At 53.6% G+C, this 16,478-nt stretch carries 18 protein-coding genes and 2 tRNA genes; 14 read left to right on the top strand and 6 right to left on the bottom strand.

Going from position 1 to position 16,478, the window contains the following annotated elements; genetic code table 11:
• The first annotated feature begins 48 nt into the window (after positions 1-48).
• Together INF61_RS01915 and INF61_RS01910 are read left to right on the top strand one after the other, a co-directional pair.
• Positions 49-134 (top strand) — tRNA-Leu (locus INF61_RS01915).
• 32 nt (positions 135-166) lie between these two features.
• A tRNA-Leu gene (locus tag INF61_RS01910) sits at positions 167-253 on the top strand.
• A gap of 42 nt (positions 254-295) precedes the next feature.
• Here the strand turns inward: INF61_RS01910 and INF61_RS01905 are convergent.
• Positions 296-565, bottom strand: a complete 270-nt coding sequence (locus tag INF61_RS01905) for a DUF1435 domain-containing protein (protein WP_026080652.1) — start codon at positions 563-565, stop codon at positions 296-298.
• Positions 566-781: 216 nt separating this feature from the next.
• Between INF61_RS01905 and INF61_RS01900 the strand changes: the two genes are divergently transcribed.
• A complete protein-coding gene (locus INF61_RS01900) occupies positions 782-1,846 on the top strand; it encodes a GGDEF domain-containing protein (RefSeq protein ID WP_033486722.1) in 1,065 nt (354 codons plus the stop codon).
• A 95-nt stretch (positions 1,847-1,941) separates the two neighbouring features.
• Positions 1,942-2,730, top strand: a complete 789-nt coding sequence (fhuF, locus tag INF61_RS01895) for a siderophore-iron reductase FhuF (RefSeq protein WP_032103057.1) — start codon at positions 1,942-1,944, stop codon at positions 2,728-2,730.
• 77 nt (positions 2,731-2,807) lie between these two features.
• On the opposite strand, the gene INF61_RS01890 is transcribed toward fhuF, so the two are convergent.
• Positions 2,808-4,154: a PTS cellobiose transporter subunit IIC gene (locus INF61_RS01890; RefSeq protein ID WP_003856571.1), complete on the bottom strand. Its 1,347-nt coding sequence runs from the start codon at positions 4,152-4,154 to the stop codon at positions 2,808-2,810.
• 328 nt (positions 4,155-4,482) lie between these two features.
• Between INF61_RS01890 and INF61_RS01885 the strand changes: the two genes are divergently transcribed.
• Entirely contained in the window at positions 4,483-4,941 is a 459-nt protein-coding gene (locus INF61_RS01885) for a YbaK/EbsC family protein (RefSeq protein ID WP_003856572.1), read from the top strand.
• 31 nt (positions 4,942-4,972) lie between these two features.
• Here INF61_RS01885 and bglJ read toward each other — a convergent pair whose 3' ends face one another.
• On the bottom strand, positions 4,973-5,614 hold the full coding sequence (gene bglJ, locus INF61_RS01880; RefSeq protein WP_017383840.1) for a DNA-binding transcriptional activator BglJ: 642 nt from the start codon (positions 5,612-5,614) through the stop codon (positions 4,973-4,975).
• Positions 5,611-6,348 carry a LuxR C-terminal-related transcriptional regulator gene (locus tag INF61_RS01875; protein WP_058688955.1) on the bottom strand — a complete coding sequence of 246 codons (738 nt, stop codon included), beginning with the start codon at positions 6,346-6,348 and terminating at the stop codon, positions 5,611-5,613. Before INF61_RS01875 ends, bglJ begins: the two co-directional genes overlap by 4 nt.
• Positions 6,349-6,737: 389 nt before the next feature.
• Between INF61_RS01875 and INF61_RS01870 the strand changes: the two genes are divergently transcribed.
• From INF61_RS01870 to INF61_RS01830, 9 genes are all read left to right on the top strand, one after another.
• Positions 6,738-7,514, top strand: a complete 777-nt coding sequence (locus INF61_RS01870; RefSeq protein WP_017383842.1) for a threonine/serine exporter ThrE family protein — start codon at positions 6,738-6,740, stop codon at positions 7,512-7,514.
• The gene (locus tag INF61_RS01865; RefSeq protein ID WP_015572605.1) at positions 7,505-7,978 is read left to right on the top strand and encodes a threonine/serine exporter; all 474 of its coding nucleotides are present in this window, start codon (positions 7,505-7,507) and stop codon (positions 7,976-7,978) included. Before INF61_RS01870 ends, INF61_RS01865 begins: the two co-directional genes overlap by 10 nt.
• 44 nt (positions 7,979-8,022) lie before the next feature.
• Positions 8,023-8,475 (top strand): MarR family winged helix-turn-helix transcriptional regulator, encoded by a 453-nt coding sequence (locus tag INF61_RS01860; RefSeq protein ID WP_015572604.1) that lies wholly within the window; start codon positions 8,023-8,025, stop codon positions 8,473-8,475.
• An 84-nt stretch (positions 8,476-8,559) separates the two neighbouring features.
• Positions 8,560-8,988 (top strand): organic hydroperoxide resistance protein, encoded by a 429-nt coding sequence (locus INF61_RS01855; RefSeq protein WP_003856578.1) that lies wholly within the window; start codon positions 8,560-8,562, stop codon positions 8,986-8,988.
• A 125-nt stretch (positions 8,989-9,113) separates the two neighbouring features.
• Positions 9,114-9,659: a primosomal protein DnaT gene (gene dnaT, locus INF61_RS01850; RefSeq protein ID WP_003856579.1), complete on the top strand. Its 546-nt coding sequence runs from the start codon at positions 9,114-9,116 to the stop codon at positions 9,657-9,659.
• The gene (dnaC, locus tag INF61_RS01845) at positions 9,656-10,393 is read left to right on the top strand and encodes a DNA replication protein DnaC (protein WP_003856580.1); all 738 of its coding nucleotides are present in this window, start codon (positions 9,656-9,658) and stop codon (positions 10,391-10,393) included. The genes dnaT and dnaC overlap by 4 nt, the downstream gene beginning before the upstream one ends.
• Positions 10,394-10,477: 84 nt before the next feature.
• Positions 10,478-10,960, top strand: a complete 483-nt coding sequence (locus tag INF61_RS01840; RefSeq protein ID WP_015572603.1) for a DUF2501 domain-containing protein — start codon at positions 10,478-10,480, stop codon at positions 10,958-10,960.
• Positions 10,961-11,231: 271 nt separating this feature from the next.
• The gene (opgB, locus tag INF61_RS01835) at positions 11,232-13,523 is read left to right on the top strand and encodes a phosphatidylglycerol--membrane-oligosaccharide glycerophosphotransferase (RefSeq protein ID WP_047726414.1); all 2,292 of its coding nucleotides are present in this window, start codon (positions 11,232-11,234) and stop codon (positions 13,521-13,523) included.
• Entirely contained in the window at positions 13,523-14,032 is a 510-nt protein-coding gene (locus INF61_RS01830; RefSeq protein WP_193547482.1) for a GNAT family N-acetyltransferase, read from the top strand. The genes opgB and INF61_RS01830 overlap by 1 nt, the downstream gene beginning before the upstream one ends.
• Positions 14,033-14,200: 168 nt before the next feature.
• Here INF61_RS01830 and tsr read toward each other — a convergent pair whose 3' ends face one another.
• A complete protein-coding gene (tsr, locus tag INF61_RS01825; protein ID WP_017383845.1) occupies positions 14,201-15,865 on the bottom strand; it encodes a methyl-accepting chemotaxis protein in 1,665 nt (554 codons plus the stop codon).
• A gap of 83 nt (positions 15,866-15,948) precedes the next feature.
• Complete coding sequence (gene hpaR / locus INF61_RS01820) at positions 15,949-16,389, bottom strand: homoprotocatechuate degradation operon regulator HpaR (protein ID WP_017383846.1); 441 nt, start codon at positions 16,387-16,389, stop codon at positions 15,949-15,951.
• Between the last annotated feature and the right edge of the window lie 89 nt (positions 16,390-16,478).

The raw sequence follows: 16,478 nt of genomic DNA, 5'->3' as shown, positions 1-16,478 counted from the left end.
AAGTCCCCCCCCTCGCACCATAAATCACGTTGATATTGCTCGCACTGGGCGAAGGTGGCGGAATTGGTAGACGCGCTAGCTTCAGGTGTTAGTGTCCTTAGGATGTGGGGGTTCGAGTCCCCCCCCTCGCACCAACGAGGCGATATCAAACCAGTAAGATGACTGTGCGAAGGTGGCGGAATTGGTAGACGCGCTAGCTTCAGGTGTTAGTGTCCTTACGGACGTGGGGGTTCAAGTCCCCCCCCTCGCACCAATTATCTTACATCCCCTCAGCAGTGCCTCCTGTTTTTCCCTTTTATTTCAAACTCATCAGAATCACCAGCAGTCCACTGATTAGCGCAACGCATGATGGCAGCAGCACGTAATGCCGTAACTGTTTGTGCCAGATCATTGCGGATGTCACCAGCAAGCCTGAAACAATCATTGCTTTCCAGACATCAATGGGGAGATCGGCAAACATTAGCCCACCGATAATGGAACCAGGCAGTAATATTCCCCACCCACTTCCCAGCGCTTTGCTCAACATGGTTTCACCTCTCGCACTGATAATGATAACCAGTATCATATGATAGTAATTATCACTTGTCAGCATGCGACGTAAGAAATTGCGCCAGCAATTGCTTTCCCATAATGACAGAGAATGTGTAAGGTGATAAATTGCCCACCTGTTAACTTCCGATAAAGTTTTTCTGATAATAAAAATTCAATTTTGTAGCGCCCAATATTACACAACAACACCTTGCTCATTGTTTTAATTGAGTTTTAATAAAAACGCACGCATATGACATCACAATCCTGGCTGTCTTTAGTCAACAAGAAATATCAGCTATCTTTACGTTTGTTTTTATTTCTGAACGCCGCATCAGCATTGTTCTCGGTAACAAACCCTCTCTATTCCGTGCGTGTGTTATCAGTCCCGCTCTTTGCCGTACTGACTATCAGCACAGGCTTACTTATCTGGCACTGGAAAAACAGCACGCGAAAAATAAATATCCCTGTTGTTTCAGCTATTTTTGGTCTTTTATGGGCCTGGCAGATCGTCTCTAAATTTCTGTTAATCACGCACGATCACGCGACCTATTTAATGATGGCGCTATTAACAGTGCTTTTTATAGGGTCTCTGGCGTTCGCAAGTAATATTAAAGCCTTTACGTTACATTCATTTCCCGCTTTTATATCCTGCCTGTGGCTTAGTCCGTCCGAAAACTGGCTGAGAATGGCCTATTTTTTCGCGCTGCCGGTGGTCGCCATTGGTATCCATCATGTTCTTCAGCGGCGCAATGACCGTTTCGCCCAGGAGCTGCTTTCCGAACTGCTGGAGGAGCGCGAAACCCTGACCGATCTCAGCATGATGGACCCGCTCACCGGCCTATATAACCGTCGCGGGCTGCAAAGCCGGCTGGAGAATCTTCCCAGGCCTGACGCTGGCGAGCACTTCGTGCTGCTGATGGATATCGACCACTTCAAAGCCTACAACGACCATTATGGCCATATGATGGGCGATCAGGCCTTGATCAGGGTCTCGGCTGCGATACGCGACGCCGTGCGCTCACGCGATGTTGTCGCCCGGTTTGGCGGGGAAGAATTTATGGTGCTGTTGAGTAACATCCCGCTGGAACAAGCGCGACAGACGGCTGAACGCATACGTCAGAAGGTTTACGATCTTAAAATCCCCCATATGTTTAACGAAAGCGTCGCCACTAACGTGACCATCAGCATCGGCATCGCCATGTTCGAGGGTGAAGACGTTGAGGGCGCGCTGGCGAAAGCCGATAAAGCCCTCTATGAAGCCAAGCATATGGGACGCAACAGCATTCTGCTGAGCGACGAGCTTCATACCGCCTGAAACCGCCTTCACAGCGCCAGGATAAAACGCTTGCGCTCGGTTTTATCTATAGTTAGGATTGGCAATCATTATCATTTAGATTTGTAATCCACACTATGGCGACTCGTACCGCACACATCGTTGAGCCCCTGCTCTGGCGAGCTCCACTCTCCGCCGGGGAAACGACGTTTGCGGATGCCATTCGGGAAAAAATTGCCGTAACGCGCGCCCATCTGCTGGATTTCATCAAACTGGATGAAGCACCGCCGCATCATGCTCTGACGCTGACTGAGTGGCAACGCCCTGCGGAGCTGCGGTCACTGCTGGCAACCTATTCCGACCATATTTATCGTAACCAACCTACCCTGACGCGGGAAAACAAACCGCTGTTATCCCTCTGGGCACAGTGGTATATCGGGCTGATGGTGCCGCCTGTCATGCTGGCCCTGTTGACCCAGGAAACGATGCTCGATCTCTCGTCGGAACATTTCCATGTTGAGTTTCATGAAACCGGGCGTGCTGCCTGTTTCTGGATTGATGTACATGAAGATCCGAGCGCGAGACACCTGTCAGCGCAGGCGCGTATGGAACGGCTGATTACAAGAGCGCTGGTTCCGGTCATTGATGCGCTGGAAGCGACGGGAGAGATTAACGGCAAACTGATCTGGAGTAATACCGGGTATCTTATCCACTGGTATTTAACGGAGATGAAGCCGCTGCTCGGCGACGAGAAAGTGGATGCACTGCGTCAGAGCTGTTTCTTTGCCAGACAGCTGTCGGATGGACGGGACAACCCTCTTTACCGCACCGTGGTTCCGCGTGAGGGACTTCTGGTACGTCGTACCTGCTGTCAGCGCTACCGTCTGCCGGACGTGCAGCAGTGTGGCGATTGCACGCTTAAGTAGTCTGGCCCGGCCTGAAACCCGCAGAGAGAGGGAACAAACATTAAAAACGGCAACCTGCGTTGCCGTTTTGCTTTTACCTAAGCGACCTGCTGATTTTCCTCTTCTCCATTACGCTGTGCTTCTTCCGCTTCCTGCTGAAGCAACTGTTTCTCGTACACCTTGAAGAACGGGAAATAGATAATGGCGGAAACGCAGGCCAAAACCAGCACCAGAATGGCTGCACGGAAATCCCAGCCCAGCGCCCAGGCGGCACCAACCGGAGCCGGTGCCGTCCACGGCACAACGGAAATCACGCGGCCAATCAGATCAAACTTCATCGCTGCCCATGCCAGCACGGCATTAACCATCGGCGCCAGCAGGAAAGGAATAAAGAACACCGGGTTCATCACAATCGGCGTACCGAAAATCACCGGTTCATTGATATTGAAAATGCTTGGTACCACGCTCAGACGTCCAATGGAGCGCAGGTGCGCGGAGCGGCTACGCAGATAGCAGAACACCAGCCCCATCGTCGCCCCCGATCCGCCGATAACGATAAAGAACGTCCAGAAGGCTTCCATAAAGATGTGTGGCAAAGGCTGGCTCGCCGCCAGCGCGGTCTGGTTCGCCCCCAGGTTTGTCAGCCAGAACATTTGCAGCATCCCGGAGACAATCGCCGCGCCGTGGATCCCGGCAAACCACAGCAGGTGGCCAATCAGCACCGCCAGCAGGATCGCAGGCAGCGAGTCAGCCGCAGAGACCAGCGGTTTGAATATCGACATGATGGCCTGTGGGATCAGCATACCGAACTGCGACTGGATCAGCAGGCTCAGCGGGTATAGCGTGAGCACCACCACCAGCACCGGGATCAGCAGGTCAAACGAGTTTTTGATCATCGGTGGAACCTGGTCTGGCAGGCGGATCCCGATATTGTGTGCTTTCAGGAAACGCATCATCTCAACGCAATAGATCGCCACCAGAATCGCGGTGAAAATACCGGTCCCTCCCAGGCTATCCACCGGTAAAGCGCCTTTGGTTTTTGGGGCGGCGACCAGCAGGAACGCCATCAGCGACAGCATCGCGCACATGAACGGATCCAGCTGATGCGTTTTAACGTAATGTTTGCCCAGGTTGTAGGCAATAGCCGCACAGATATAAAGGGACATCACCCCCATTGTCATATCAAACGGCGTCAGAATTTGACCTTCAAACTGCTTCGCCATATCCAGCCAGGCGCGAGCAAAACCCCAGGTGGTATCAGGCGAAAAAGGCGGGTAAGCGAACACTAATAAAAACGAGCCTACAATCATAAACGGCATCGCTGAGATAAACCCGTCACGAATAGCCATAACGTGACGCTGGGAAGAGATGCGCCCGGCAATAGGGCTGACATAATTTTCAACGAAGCGGAAAATCAGATTAAATGCAGCGTGGTTGGCAGACATAGCAGATCTCCTGTCAGACGTTCGTTTTGGACGCTCTCACGTCACACGTTGTTCCATACATCAGCGTCACAACCTTGCCGGATCGTGTACCTGCGGTACTGCTCAAACGGAATGGTTTCATAATTAGCTCTTATTATTAGATACAGGGGAAGTTACACACTTAGTATTAATCTCTGCATCACGCTCTGCAACCGGTTACTGTAACCGGTTTCTGTGAATGTGAAGGCGATCCAGAAATCGCCCCTGATGGATATTTGTTACTTAAGGGATATTTACAGCGACTAAATTCTTATGACAGATTACGCAGGATATTTGTCAGGAGGAATCAATGAGTTTGCAGTCTGTACAACAGTTTTTTGCCGAACACGCTCCGGATATAGAGATCATTGAGCTTAACCAAAGCACAGCGACTGTTGCCCTTGCTGCTGCCGCGCACAACGTTGAACCCGGCCAAATTGCCAAAACGCTGTCACTGAAAATTAAAAATGACGTGATTCTGGTGGTTGCAAAAGGCGATGCGCGTCTGGATAACAAAAAGCTTAAAGAGACATTCGGCGCAAAAGCCCGCATGCTCAGCAGCGATGAGGTAGTCACCCTGACGGGTCATCCTGTTGGCGGCGTCTGCCCTTTCGGACTGGAAAATCCGCTCTCTGTTTACTGTGACATCACATTAAAACAGTACGCGGAAGTGTTACCCGCAGCGGGTGCCATCCACAGTGCGGTGCGTATATCGCCCGACAGAATGGCGGAGCTGACCGCAGCAAAATGGGTCGATGTCTGCATTTAAACGTTGCGCCAGAAGAACTCTGGCGCACCACTTAACGCTGAGAGAATGAAGGAACGGTGAGAGCTGAACGACGCACTTCCCGGGCAGGGAGATGCGCCAGGATATCCGCCGCATCCAGTAATCCCACGTCAGAATTGACGCCCAGCTTTACCATTGCGTTAAACTTATGCGCCCGGATGGTTTTAATATTGCGTTCAAGCTGCGCCGCAATTTCAGGGATTGAAAATCCCGATGACATATAACGCAGTATTGCCCTTTCGGTTGGGCTTAACATACGATTCTGGCTAACACACCAGTGATTGTACATGTTGTCATTCACCTGATGCGTTTCGCTGAGTAATGTCTCCAGCCCCTCCATTAACTGCTTTAGCGGAACCGATTTACTGATTATCCCATGCAGGCGAGAAGGCGAAAGATGGCTGACCAGCCTCGCCTCCATTTCGTCAGAGGCCAGCACGATACGCTGGACGTCGCTGTGGGTGAAGGTGAGATCCCGTAAACAGGCCAGACAGTTTCTCCGCTCTTCACGCTCATCAGACAGTGAATAGATAACCGCATAGAATGAGATATCCGAGAGCGCCGCTTTAAAGCTGGCGAATCTGCTAAACAGATGCACCTGGTAATGGCTCAGGGCGGGCATCGCAAAGAGATGCTTCAGCCCTACAGCGCTCATTGAGCAGCTTTCGATGACGGCGATATGTCTTGTTGCAGTGGTCTTTTCCATTCCTCAAACTCTCCATAAGCCGACATTAAACTGAGTTCTCGCATTCCCTGGGTACTGCTTATCCACGCGTACATATCGGCATTACTGCGAAGTGATAAGCGGCGCATTGCACTGTTTTTCTGTGCACTGATCGTTTTATTACTTTTATTCAGTAGCGTGGCTATTTGGTTGATTCCCCAACCTTTACCTAATAAACGCAACACCTTGCGTTCAGAGTGGGTGAGCGCAATCATTTGCTCACTATCTTCTTCAATATCGGACGTTTCCGGTATTAATAACGTCTGGCTTATTCGCTCGGCACGTTCACTGCCCGCGCGAATAGCGTTAATAACGCCTTCGATCGGTTCCATATCCGAAAGCAGCGTGCTTTCCGGACGCATAAGAAGCTCTACTGCAAGTGGATAAAGGGGACGCGAGACAAGGAATATCCAGTGAATGTCCCGATACTGATTCATTAATCCATAATACTGCTCAAGCGTGCCGCGAGGATTACGATACTCACCTGAAATATCGGCAATAACGACCCCAGCGCGACGCAATTGTAGTAGCGTCAACTCCTGCATCGAACGGCAGTACGTTATTTCAAAATCAGGAAAATGACGCGTCATGACGCCACCTAGCCCATTTTGCATAACCGGCACTCTACTAATCACCACTCCGTGTTTACCATTCAATGGCAACATAGACCCTCCCTGTCATGAATTCATTATTTAAGAACGAACTAACCCTACGAGTTTAAACACGCTTGCATCCCTCAGTACAAAACGGCTTAATACTCGCAAATCAGAAGAAATATCACATGGGTTAAGAAACGCCCAATACTGGCTTAATATCGCATAAAGACCACAAAACTTTAATTAAGATTGCGTGAAAAGATTGAAAATATGAAATTAGAAATACTTAATATATTGTCTTTATAAATCTCTATTTTTATATTCATTAAACAAATAGAAAGTGCGGTTTTCTCCCCCTGCTCACGCGACTGATTGCACAAATGTTGATCTGGCCCAGCGCAAAGGGCCCTGCCCTTTGTGTTAAAAGTAAGCAATCTCTCTTCTCTTCAGGGCGTTTCATGCAGGCAGATCGGTCTACGCAACGTGCTACCACGCGGCTATGTATTCAGTGCGGGCTTTTTCTCTTACAACACGGGGCAGAAAGCGCCCTCGTGGAAGAACTTTCCACACGCCTTGGGCTGGCGCTGGGGATGGACAGCGTTGAGAGCTCCATCTCGTCAAATGCCATTGTGCTGACCACCATTAAAGACGGACAGTGCCTGACCTCCACCCGTAAAAATCATGACCGCGGTATTAACATGCACGTCGTGACGGAAGTGCAGCACATCGTGATCCTTGCTGAACACAAGCTGCTCGATCTGAGGGAGATAGAGAAACGCTTCAACCAGATCAAACCTCTCCGGTATCCACGCTGGCTGGTTGTGCTGATGGTGGGACTCTCCTGCGCCTGCTTCTGCAAGCTCAACGCGGGCGGCTGGGACGGCGCTGTCGTGACCTTCTTTGCCAGCAGCATCGCGATGTATGTCCGCCAGTTGTTGACGCACAGGCAACTGCATCCGCAAATTAACTTCTGCATCACGGCGTTCGTGGCGACAACCGTATCCGGCCTGCTTTTGCGCCAGCCTTACTTCGCCAGCACGCCTACTGTTGCGATGGCCGCCAGCGTATTGCTGCTGGTGCCGGGTTTTCCCTTAATCAACGCCGTCGCTGATATGTTCAAAGGCCACATCAACACCGGTCTGGCGCGCTGGGCGATAGCCAGCCTGCTGACGCTGGCGACCTGTATCGGGGTGGTAATGGCCATGACACTCTGGGGGTTACGCGGATGGGCGTGATGGATTTTCTGCTCGCACTGGCGCAGGACATGCTCCTGGCAGCCCTTCCCGCCGTTGGCTTTGCGATGGTGTTTAACGTCCCACAGCGTGCATTACCCTGGTGTGCGCTGCTGGGTGCCATTGGCCACGGCTCACGTATGATCATGATGACCTCGGGCTTTAATATCGAATGGTCGACGTTTATCGCCTCCATGCTGGTCGGCAGCATCGGTATTCAGTGGTCCCGCTGGTATCTGGCGCACCCGAAAGTGTTCACCGTGGCGGCAGTCATTCCTATGTTCCCGGGCATTTCAGCCTATACGGCGATGATCTCCGCCGTCAAAATCAGCCACTTTGGCTACAGCGAACCGCAGATGATCCTGCTTCTGAGCAATTTCCTTAAAGCCTCGTCGATTGTGGGCGCGCTCTCCATCGGCCTGTCGATCCCCGGATTATGGCTTTACCGCAAACGTCCACGCGTATAATAAAATCGCTTGCAATTATATCGTGCGCTATCTATATTCATTTCATGGACGCAAAAACGAACGACACTACCAACGCGCTTCTGCTGGATAACCAGCTCTGTTTTGCCCTCTATTCGGCAAATCTGGCGCTTAACAAGCTGTACCGGCAACTGCTGGCGCCGCTTAACCTGACTTACCCGCAATACCTTGTGATGCTGGTGCTGTGGGAGCAGGATGATATCACGGTGTCAGACATTGGCGAGCGGCTGTTCCTGGATTCCGCCACGCTGACTCCCCTGCTGAAACGCCTGGAAAGCGCAGGATTAATCTTCCGCCAGCGTTCCCGTCAGGATGAGCGTCAGGTCGCCGTCACCCTGAGCGACGCGGGTCGGGCGCTGCAACAGCAGGCCGTGACGATACCCCACGCCGTGGGCTGTGCAGCGCAGTGTGATACCGACACCATGTTGGCGCTCAAGCAACAGCTCGAACTTTTGCGCCAACAGCTTCATCGCGCGTAAGGCTATACTTTACGCGTCTGATTCTAACTTAATACATCGCGCGCTATTTAATAGTGCATATAAACGTAAGATGAGGAACCTGCCATGTCTTTAGAAAAAGTTGTCTACACTGCCAAAGCCAAAGCAACTGGAGGCCGTGATGGCCGCGCAACGTCTTCCGATGGCGTTCTGGATGTCAAACTGGGTGTGCCAAAAGAGATGGGCGGCATGGGGGGTGAAGTAACCAACCCTGAACAGCTGTTCGCTGCGGGCTACTCCGCCTGCTTCCTGGGCGCAATGAAGTTCGTTGCGGCACGCGACAAATTCGCTCTGCCAAAAGACGCCTTTATTGAAGGCGAAGTGGGGATTGGCCCGCTGCCAACCGGTTTTGGTATCGAAGCGAAGCTGAACATCCACGTTGAAGGGATGGACGCAGCGGAAGCCAAAAAACTGGTGGATGCAGCGCATATCGTCTGTCCGTACTCTAACGCGACGCGCGGCAATATCGACGTGACGCTGAACATCATCGCGTAAACTGCCGCCTGTGATTTTAGCCCCGGTAAGCGTAACGCCGCCGGGGAAATCCTCTCCTTTCCTCTCCTCTCTCTGTGCTACCATAACCCTCAATCACGCCCGTAGTAATCAGTTGAGAAAGTGTTATGTCCTCCAGAATCCTGACCACCAGCATTGCTGGCATCGATGCCTTTATGCGCGATCCTCGCGGTGTGTTGACGCACGCCGAAGGCGGCACGCTCGCGGTATTTGCCGACAACGCCCCGGCGTTTTATGCGGTCACGCCGGAACGTCTGGCGCAGCTTCTGGAAATTGAAGCGAAGCTGTCGCGTCCGGCGAGCGATGTCATGCTGGATAATCAGTTTTTTGACGAACCCGCCAGCGCCCCGGTGGCCGTTCCAATGGGGAAATTTCCCATGTACGCCGGTTGGCAGCCGGACGCCGATTTTCAGCGGCAGGCGGCCTTATGGGGAATAGCCCTCGCGCAGCCCGCGACGCCAGAAGAGCTGGCGGCCTTTACCGCTTACTGGCAGGCTGAAGGAAAAGTCTTCCACCATGTTCAGTGGCAGCAAAAGTTCGCGCGCAGTCTGCAAATCAACCGCGCCAGCAACAATGGCCAGCCAAAACGTGATATCAATGCCTTTTCAGAACCGGACAAAAAAATCCCTGATGGATTCCGAGGTGCGAAATGAAAAACGTCGGCGACCTGATGAAACGTTTGCAGAAGATGATGCCCGCCAACGTGAAGCCCGCATTCACCACCGGTGAAGAGCTGCTGGCATGGCAAAAAGAGCAGGGTAAAATTCGCGCGGCTGCCCTCGCCCGCGAAAACCGCGCGATGAAAATGCAGCGCACCTTTAACCGCTCGGGCATTCGCCCTCTGCACCAGAACTGCTCCTTCGAGAATTATAAGGTCGAGTCACAGGGGCAGATGAACGCCCTCAACCAGGCGCGCCAGTACGTGGATGAATTTGACGGCAACATTGCCAGCTTCATCTTTAGCGGAAAACCCGGCACGGGGAAAAATCACCTTGCGGCCGCAATCTGCAACGAGCTGCTGCTGCGCGGGAAGTCAGTGCTGATTATCACCGTGGCCGATATTATGTCCGCCATGAAGGACACCTTCAGTAACCGCGAAACCAGCGAAGAACAGCTGCTGAATGATTTGAGTAACGTGGATTTGCTGGTCATCGACGAGATCGGCGTCCAGACGGAGTCCCGCTACGAAAAAGTGATCATCAATCAGATTGTCGATCGCCGTTCGTCGTCAAAACGCCCAACCGGTATGCTGACGAACCACAATATCGACGAGATGACCCGACTTCTTGGCGAGCGGGTGATGGATCGCATGAAGCTGGGTAACAGCCTGTACGTCATCTTCGACTGGGACAGCTATCGCAGCCGCGTCACCGGCAAAGAGTATTAAGATATTTCCAGGGAGCACCGGAAGAGCAGAGGTATATACTGAACCCACTTTTGGCCCAAAACGGACCTTGTTGAGTAAATCATTATGAAAAAACAGTTCCTTATCAGCATCCTTACTGGCGCCCTGCTGGTGACTGGCGCAGCGCAGGCCGCATCATGGCAGGAGTCGCTCTCCAGCGCAGCAAGTGAGTTAACCAAAGAGAGCGGCACTTCCCAGGGCGGGCTGTCAGCCTCGTCCCTCACCGGCCTGCTGAGTAACAGCTCCCAAAGCCTGAGCGCCGGAACGATGAACAACGCGGCGGGCATTCTGGAATACTGCGCGAAGCAGAAACTGGCTTCCGTTACCGATACCGAAAACATCAAAAACCAGGTGCTGGGTAAACTGGGTCTGGACACCCAGGAGCAGAAAGCGGACACCAACTATATGGACGGTATTCAGGGTCTGCTGAACGCGCAAAATGGCCAGCAGCTGAACCTCAGCACCCTTGGAAATTCATCTCTGGCGAAACAGGTGAAAACGAAAGCCTGCGATCTGGTGCTGAAACAAGGCGTTAATTTCCTGTCCTGATCGCCTCCCATTTTCTGCCACAACACGCCCGGTTTATTACGTTAGTCTTACACCGCGGCGTGAAGTGCGTTTTTTTACCCCCTGCCACCACCTCAGCCTCCGTGTGCCACGATGCGACTGTATTCAAAAATCCGATTTTATAAACCAAATCCTAACAACAGCACACTTTCGTGACACTAAAATTGCAGCTAAGCGACATCGCAATTACATTGTATTACCCAAAAAATAAGCAATTAGCCGGCTAAGCGTCCGGCATGATGAGGATCTGCTGTTGTCAGAGTTAATGTCCCTTGTCCTTTTCCTGGCTTCCATCGGCGTTTATGCCTGGAAAGCCGGTCGTCACACCTGGTGGTTTGTGGCCACCCTGGTGGTGCTCGGCATTTTTATTGTTTTAAACATTACGTTATATGCCAGCGATTACTTTACCGGCGACGGTATTAACGACGCGGTGCTCTACACGTTGACCAACAGCCTCACCGGCGCTGGTGTGGGTAAGTACATCCTTCCGGGTCTGGGGCTGGTGGTCGCCCTGGTGGGCATCTTCGCCGCGCTGGCCTGGGTTCTGCGCCGTCGCCGTCACCGTCCGCATCATCATGGCTACAGCCTGCTGGCGCTGTGCCTGGCGCTGGCCTCCGTGGATGCCAGCCCGGCATTCCATCAAATTACCGAGCTGGTAAAATCCCAGTCGCGCGATGGCGATCCGGACTTTGCGGCCTATTACAAAGAACCCTCGAAGAAGATCGACAATCCCAGACTCAACCTGGTCTATATCTACGGCGAAAGTCTGGAACGCACCTATTTTGATAACGATGCTTTCCCGAACCTGACGCCAGAGCTTGGCGCGCTGAAAGACCAGGGCCTCGACTTCAGCCACACCATGCAGCTGCCCGGTACGGATTACACCATCGCCGGGATGGTGGCCTCTCAGTGCGGCATTCCGCTGTTCGCCCCGTTTGAAGGCAACGCCTCCGCCTCAATGTCGAGCTTCTTCCCGCAGAACATTTGCCTCGGCGATATCCTGAAAAACTCGGGCTATGAAAACTACTTTATGCAGGGCGCTAACCTGCGCTTTGCCGGGAAAGATGTGTTCCTGAAATCTCACGGTTTCGATCACTTGTATGGTTCCGAAGAGCTGAAAACCACGGTGGCCGATCCGGCCTACCGCAACGACTGGGGCTTTTACGACGATACCGTTCTGGATGAAACCTGGAAGAAATTCGAGGAGCTTTCCCGCGCCGGTAAACGCTTCTCGCTGTTTGCGTTGACCGTTGACACGCATCATCCGGATGGTTTCGTCTCACGCACCTGTAAACGTCAGGGCTATGATATTGACGGTAAAAACAACAAGTCGTTCAGCGCCGTGACCTGTAGCCAGGAGCATATCGCGGCGTTAATCGAGAAAATCAAAGCGTCGCCGTATTTCAAAAATACGGTCATCGTCGTCTCATCTGACCATCTGGCGATGAAAAACAGCGCCTGGGATGAGCTGAATAAGCTGGATCGCAGCAACCTGTTCTTTGTGCTGCGCGGCGATAAACCGCAGCAGGAGATCATTGCCGCTAAACGTAACTCGATGGATAACGGCGCTACCGTGCTGGATATTCTGGGTGGCGATAACTTCATTGGCCTGGGCCGCAGTACGCTGTCGGGCCAGTCCCTGTCGGAAATTTTCCTCAACATGAAGGAAAAAATCCTCGCCTGGAAGCCGGATATCATTCGTCTGTGGAACTTCCCGAAAGAGATAAAAGACTTCACCATCGATCAGGATAAAAAAATGATCGCGTTCTCCGGCAGCCATTTCCGCCTGCCGCTGCTGCTGCGCGTGTCGGATAACCGCGTCGAGCCGCTGCCGGAAAGCGAATACTCCGCGCCACTGCGCTTCCAGCTGGCGGAATTTGCCCCGCGCGATAATTTCGTCTGGGTCGACAAATGCTACAAAATGGGCCAGCTCTGGTCGCAACAGCTGTCGCTGTCCACCGACTGGTGCGTTTCTCAGGGGCAACTCGGCGGCGAGCAGACCGTGCAACACGTTGACAAACCGCAGTGGCAGGGAAAAACCGCGTTTAAAGATACGGTTATTGATACCGCACGCTATCAGCGCAACGTAGACCTGCTGAAAATCGTCGACAACGACATTCGTTATAAAGCAGACAGCTTCATCTTTAATGTTGCCGGCGCACCGGAGGAGGTGAAGCAGTTCAGCGGTATTTCACGGCCGGAATCCTGGGGGCGCTGGTCTAACGCGCAGTTGGGCGATGAGGTGAAAATTGAGTATACCCATCCGCTGCCGGAGAAATTCGATCTGGTGATCACCGCCAGGGCATTTGGTCCCAACGCAAACCGTCCTATACCGGTGCGCGTCGGTGATAAAGAACAGACGCTGACGCTGAGCAATGACGTCACCACCAGCACGCTGCACTTCGATAACCCAACGCGCAGCAATACGCTGGTCATTGTGCCACCCGATCCGCAGTCCACTAACGAAGGGAATATTCTCGGTCACGCTCCGCGCAAGCTGGGGATCGGCATGGTGGAGATTAAAATTGTGAGCAGCGCTGGCTGATGACGGCGTTAACTCTTCGCCCGACGCGCATCGACGACGTCGCTGCCCTGCCCGCCATTGAACGCGCGGCGGGGCAGCGGTTTCGCGACGTTCCTGAGCTGGCCTGGCTGGCAGACAATGAGGTTATTTCTGTTGAAGATCACCTCGGTTACGCCGGACGCGGATTAAGCTGGCTGGCGCTGGCTGACGACAGGCCCGTGGGTTTTATTCTCGCCGAAGCTCATCCATCGTCGCTGTTTATTGTGGAACTGTCGGTTCACCTGGACTGTCAGGGACGAGGTCTTGGACGCCAGTTAATCGCCCGTGCCGCCGCGCATGCCCGCAGTCTGGGGCTGAACTCGCTGACGTTAACGACGTTTCGTGATGTCCCGTGGAATGCGCCCTTCTACAGGCGATTAGGGTTTGAAATGATGACGACGCTGACGCCGGAACTGCGCCAGAAACGCGAGGAAGAGTCGGCGCACGGTTTAGCGTATGGTTCCCGCTGCGCCATGCGCCTGCCTCTGTAAGATCGCCCGGTGGCGCTGCGCTTACCGGGCCTACAAAACCCAATTCCGCAGCCGCCACCCGGCAAAACGCACAATCCGTAGGCCGGGTAAGGCGCAGCCGCCACCCGGCGAAACGCACAATCCGTAGGCCGGGTCAGGCGCAGTCGCCACCCGGCAAAACGCACAGCGTCAGAACGTTTCCCAGTTATCGCCCGCGTCTGCGGTCGCCGGTTTACGCGCCACTACCGGTGCGGCAACGCTTTTCGCCGAGGCGAACTCGCGCGCCTTCATCTGTTCCTGCTGAATACGGAACACCGCAACGGCCTGCGTCAGACGGCTCGCCTGCTCTTCCAGTGCCGCGGCCGCCGCCGCAGACTCTTCCACCAGCGAGGCGTTCTGCTGGGTCACGCGATCCATCTCAGCCACCGCCAGCCCAACCTGGTCGATACCGCGGCTCTGCTCGTCAGACGCAGACGCGATTTCGCCCATGATATCCGTCACGCGCGTTACCGCATTCACGATCTCACCCATGGTTTCACCCGCGCTTTCAACAAGCGTTGAACCAATTTCCACGCGCCCCACGGAGTCTTCAATCAGGCTCTTGATCTCGCGAGCCGCCTGGGCGCTGCGCTGCGCCAGGTTTCGGACTTCACCTGCAACCACCGCAAAACCACGCCCCTGCTCGCCCGCACGCGCTGCTTCTACCGCCGCGTTCAGCGCCAGAATATTGGTCTGGAAGGCAATCCCGTCGATCACGCTGATGATATCGGCGATTTTCTGCGAACTGCCGGCGATGTCACGCATGGTCTGCACCACGTTATCCACCACCTTGCCGCCTTTCTGCGCGGTTTCAGACGCGCTCAGCGCCAGGTTGCTCGCCTGACGGGCGTTCTCGGCGTTCTGCTTCACGGTGGCAGTCAGCTGTTCCATGCTGGCGGCGGTCTCTTCCAGAGAGGCAGCCTGCTGTTCGGTACGGGATGAGAGATCGTTATTGCCCATCGAGATTTCGCTCGCACCGCTGTAAATAGCGTTGGCGCCGTTACGCACGTCACCCACGGTACGCACCAGCTCGCCCTGCATATGGCGCAGGGAGTCAGCCAGTACACCCATCTCGTTGGAGCCTTCCACGTCGATGCGCTTCACCAGGTCGCCGCTGGCGATATGACGAATGCTGTCAATCAGACGGTTCAGCGGCGAAATTAGCGCCTGACGAATACCCAGCCAGACGGCAACAATCACCACCAGCACCGCAGCCAGCACGCTAATCAGCACCCAGATAGCCTGGCGGTAAGAGCTGTTGCTGTCTTCAACCGCGGTCTGATACAGCGCGTCGTTCTGTTGCAGGTAGTTGACGTACTGCTTCTCAAAGCCATCCTGATAGCTCTGGGTCGGCTGGTCGAAGAACTCATTGATTTTGCCCGCCCCCAGCAGCTGGATCAGCTCAGCCAGCGCGCCATGGTAAATATCGTAATTACGTTTGATTTCCAGTGCCGCAGCGTCGCTCTGACGCGGGTCGCGCGGCAGCGCTTCGTAATCCGCCCAGTTTTTTTCCGCCTGTTTCAGAGACGCAGAGGCAATCTGCATCAGCTCGGCGACGGTTGAGCCGCTGCCGATATTGTTCTGATCCATCATATAGCGGATACCCGCGCGGTTCAGGGTGTTACGGGTTTGCAGCAGCGCCACCCAGCTACCGTTCAGGGTGGATTGTTGCTGGCGAATGGTTTGCAGGATGGTGAAATTCTCTTTGTCATGCTTCAGGGCATTGAAGAAAAGACCACCAGACGTGAGTTGTAAAAGGCCAAATATCGCTAAAACCAGCAGTAAGCTGGTGACAATCTTGATTCGGTTTAACATGTTTTCTCTTTCCTCAGGCAGATACAGAATATTCGGCCTGGCATGAGAAAACTTTACGAAAATCATCCTGGAATTTAGGGTTTTTACGCTTCGTCCCTCGCGGCGATATGTCGGTTTCCAAGTTCAATAAACTCTTCCAGCAGCGCCGTGAGCTGCTTCATCTTCTCAGGCGTATATTCCGCCTCTATCTGCTGGTACGCCTCTTCCACCTGAGCCTGAGCACGCTGGTACAGCGCGTTGCCTTCTTTCGTCAGCGACACGTACAGCTTGCGCTGGTCAGTCACCGGTTTTAAGCGCAGCACCAGACCGTCGCGCTCCATCCGCGTCAGAATGCCGGTCAGGCTTGGGCGCAAAATACAGGTGCGGAACGCCAGATCGTGAAAATCCATGGAGGGATGCTCGGCCAGCACGCGGACGATACGCCACTGCTGCTCGGTCAGATTATGCCGCTTCACTATCGGGCGGAAGTAGCCCATCGCCGCTTCACGCGCCTGCAACAGCGCGATGGTTAATGAGTCATGCATCATCTACCCCTTACATCATTAACAAATAAACAATTAAAAACAGATGCTTTTATAGACAACACGTTTTAACCCAAAAAGTCTAACAGAAA

The sequence above is a fragment of the Enterobacter cloacae complex sp. P18RS genome, assembly GCF_014982105.1.
Lineage (GTDB): Bacteria > Pseudomonadota > Gammaproteobacteria > Enterobacterales > Enterobacteriaceae > Enterobacter > Enterobacter hormaechei_C.
The sequence above is the reverse complement of the archived record's forward strand: the minus strand, read 5'-3'. Positions and strand labels throughout refer to the sequence as shown.

What these genes read in the sequence shown, in the direction of transcription:
- dnaT (WP_003856579.1), top strand. Translation starts at nt 9,114, where the DNA reads ATGTCCTCCAGAATCCTGACCACCAGCATTGCTGGCATCGATGCCTTT.
- INF61_RS01900 (WP_033486722.1), top strand. Translation starts at nt 782, where the DNA reads ATGACATCACAATCCTGGCTGTCTTTAGTCAACAAGAAATATCAGCTA.
- bglJ (WP_017383840.1), bottom strand. Translation starts at nt 5,614, where the DNA reads ATGAGCGCTGTAGGGCTGAAGCATCTCTTTGCGATGCCCGCCCTGAGC.
- INF61_RS01860 (WP_015572604.1), top strand. Translation starts at nt 8,023, where the DNA reads ATGGACGCAAAAACGAACGACACTACCAACGCGCTTCTGCTGGATAAC.
- fhuF (WP_032103057.1), top strand. Translation starts at nt 1,942, where the DNA reads ATGGCGACTCGTACCGCACACATCGTTGAGCCCCTGCTCTGGCGAGCT.
- INF61_RS01905 (WP_026080652.1), bottom strand. Translation starts at nt 565, where the DNA reads ATGATACTGGTTATCATTATCAGTGCGAGAGGTGAAACCATGTTGAGC.
- INF61_RS01830 (WP_193547482.1), top strand. Translation starts at nt 13,523, where the DNA reads ATGACGGCGTTAACTCTTCGCCCGACGCGCATCGACGACGTCGCTGCC.
- INF61_RS01870 (WP_017383842.1), top strand. Translation starts at nt 6,738, where the DNA reads ATGCAGGCAGATCGGTCTACGCAACGTGCTACCACGCGGCTATGTATT.
- dnaC (WP_003856580.1), top strand. Translation starts at nt 9,656, where the DNA reads ATGAAAAACGTCGGCGACCTGATGAAACGTTTGCAGAAGATGATGCCC.
- INF61_RS01875 (WP_058688955.1), bottom strand. Translation starts at nt 6,348, where the DNA reads ATGTTGCCATTGAATGGTAAACACGGAGTGGTGATTAGTAGAGTGCCG.
- INF61_RS01855 (WP_003856578.1), top strand. Translation starts at nt 8,560, where the DNA reads ATGTCTTTAGAAAAAGTTGTCTACACTGCCAAAGCCAAAGCAACTGGA.
- INF61_RS01885 (WP_003856572.1), top strand. Translation starts at nt 4,483, where the DNA reads ATGAGTTTGCAGTCTGTACAACAGTTTTTTGCCGAACACGCTCCGGAT.
- INF61_RS01865 (WP_015572605.1), top strand. Translation starts at nt 7,505, where the DNA reads ATGGGCGTGATGGATTTTCTGCTCGCACTGGCGCAGGACATGCTCCTG.
- hpaR (WP_017383846.1), bottom strand. Translation starts at nt 16,389, where the DNA reads ATGCATGACTCATTAACCATCGCGCTGTTGCAGGCGCGTGAAGCGGCG.
- tsr (WP_017383845.1), bottom strand. Translation starts at nt 15,865, where the DNA reads ATGTTAAACCGAATCAAGATTGTCACCAGCTTACTGCTGGTTTTAGCG.
- INF61_RS01890 (WP_003856571.1), bottom strand. Translation starts at nt 4,154, where the DNA reads ATGTCTGCCAACCACGCTGCATTTAATCTGATTTTCCGCTTCGTTGAA.
- INF61_RS01840 (WP_015572603.1), top strand. Translation starts at nt 10,478, where the DNA reads ATGAAAAAACAGTTCCTTATCAGCATCCTTACTGGCGCCCTGCTGGTG.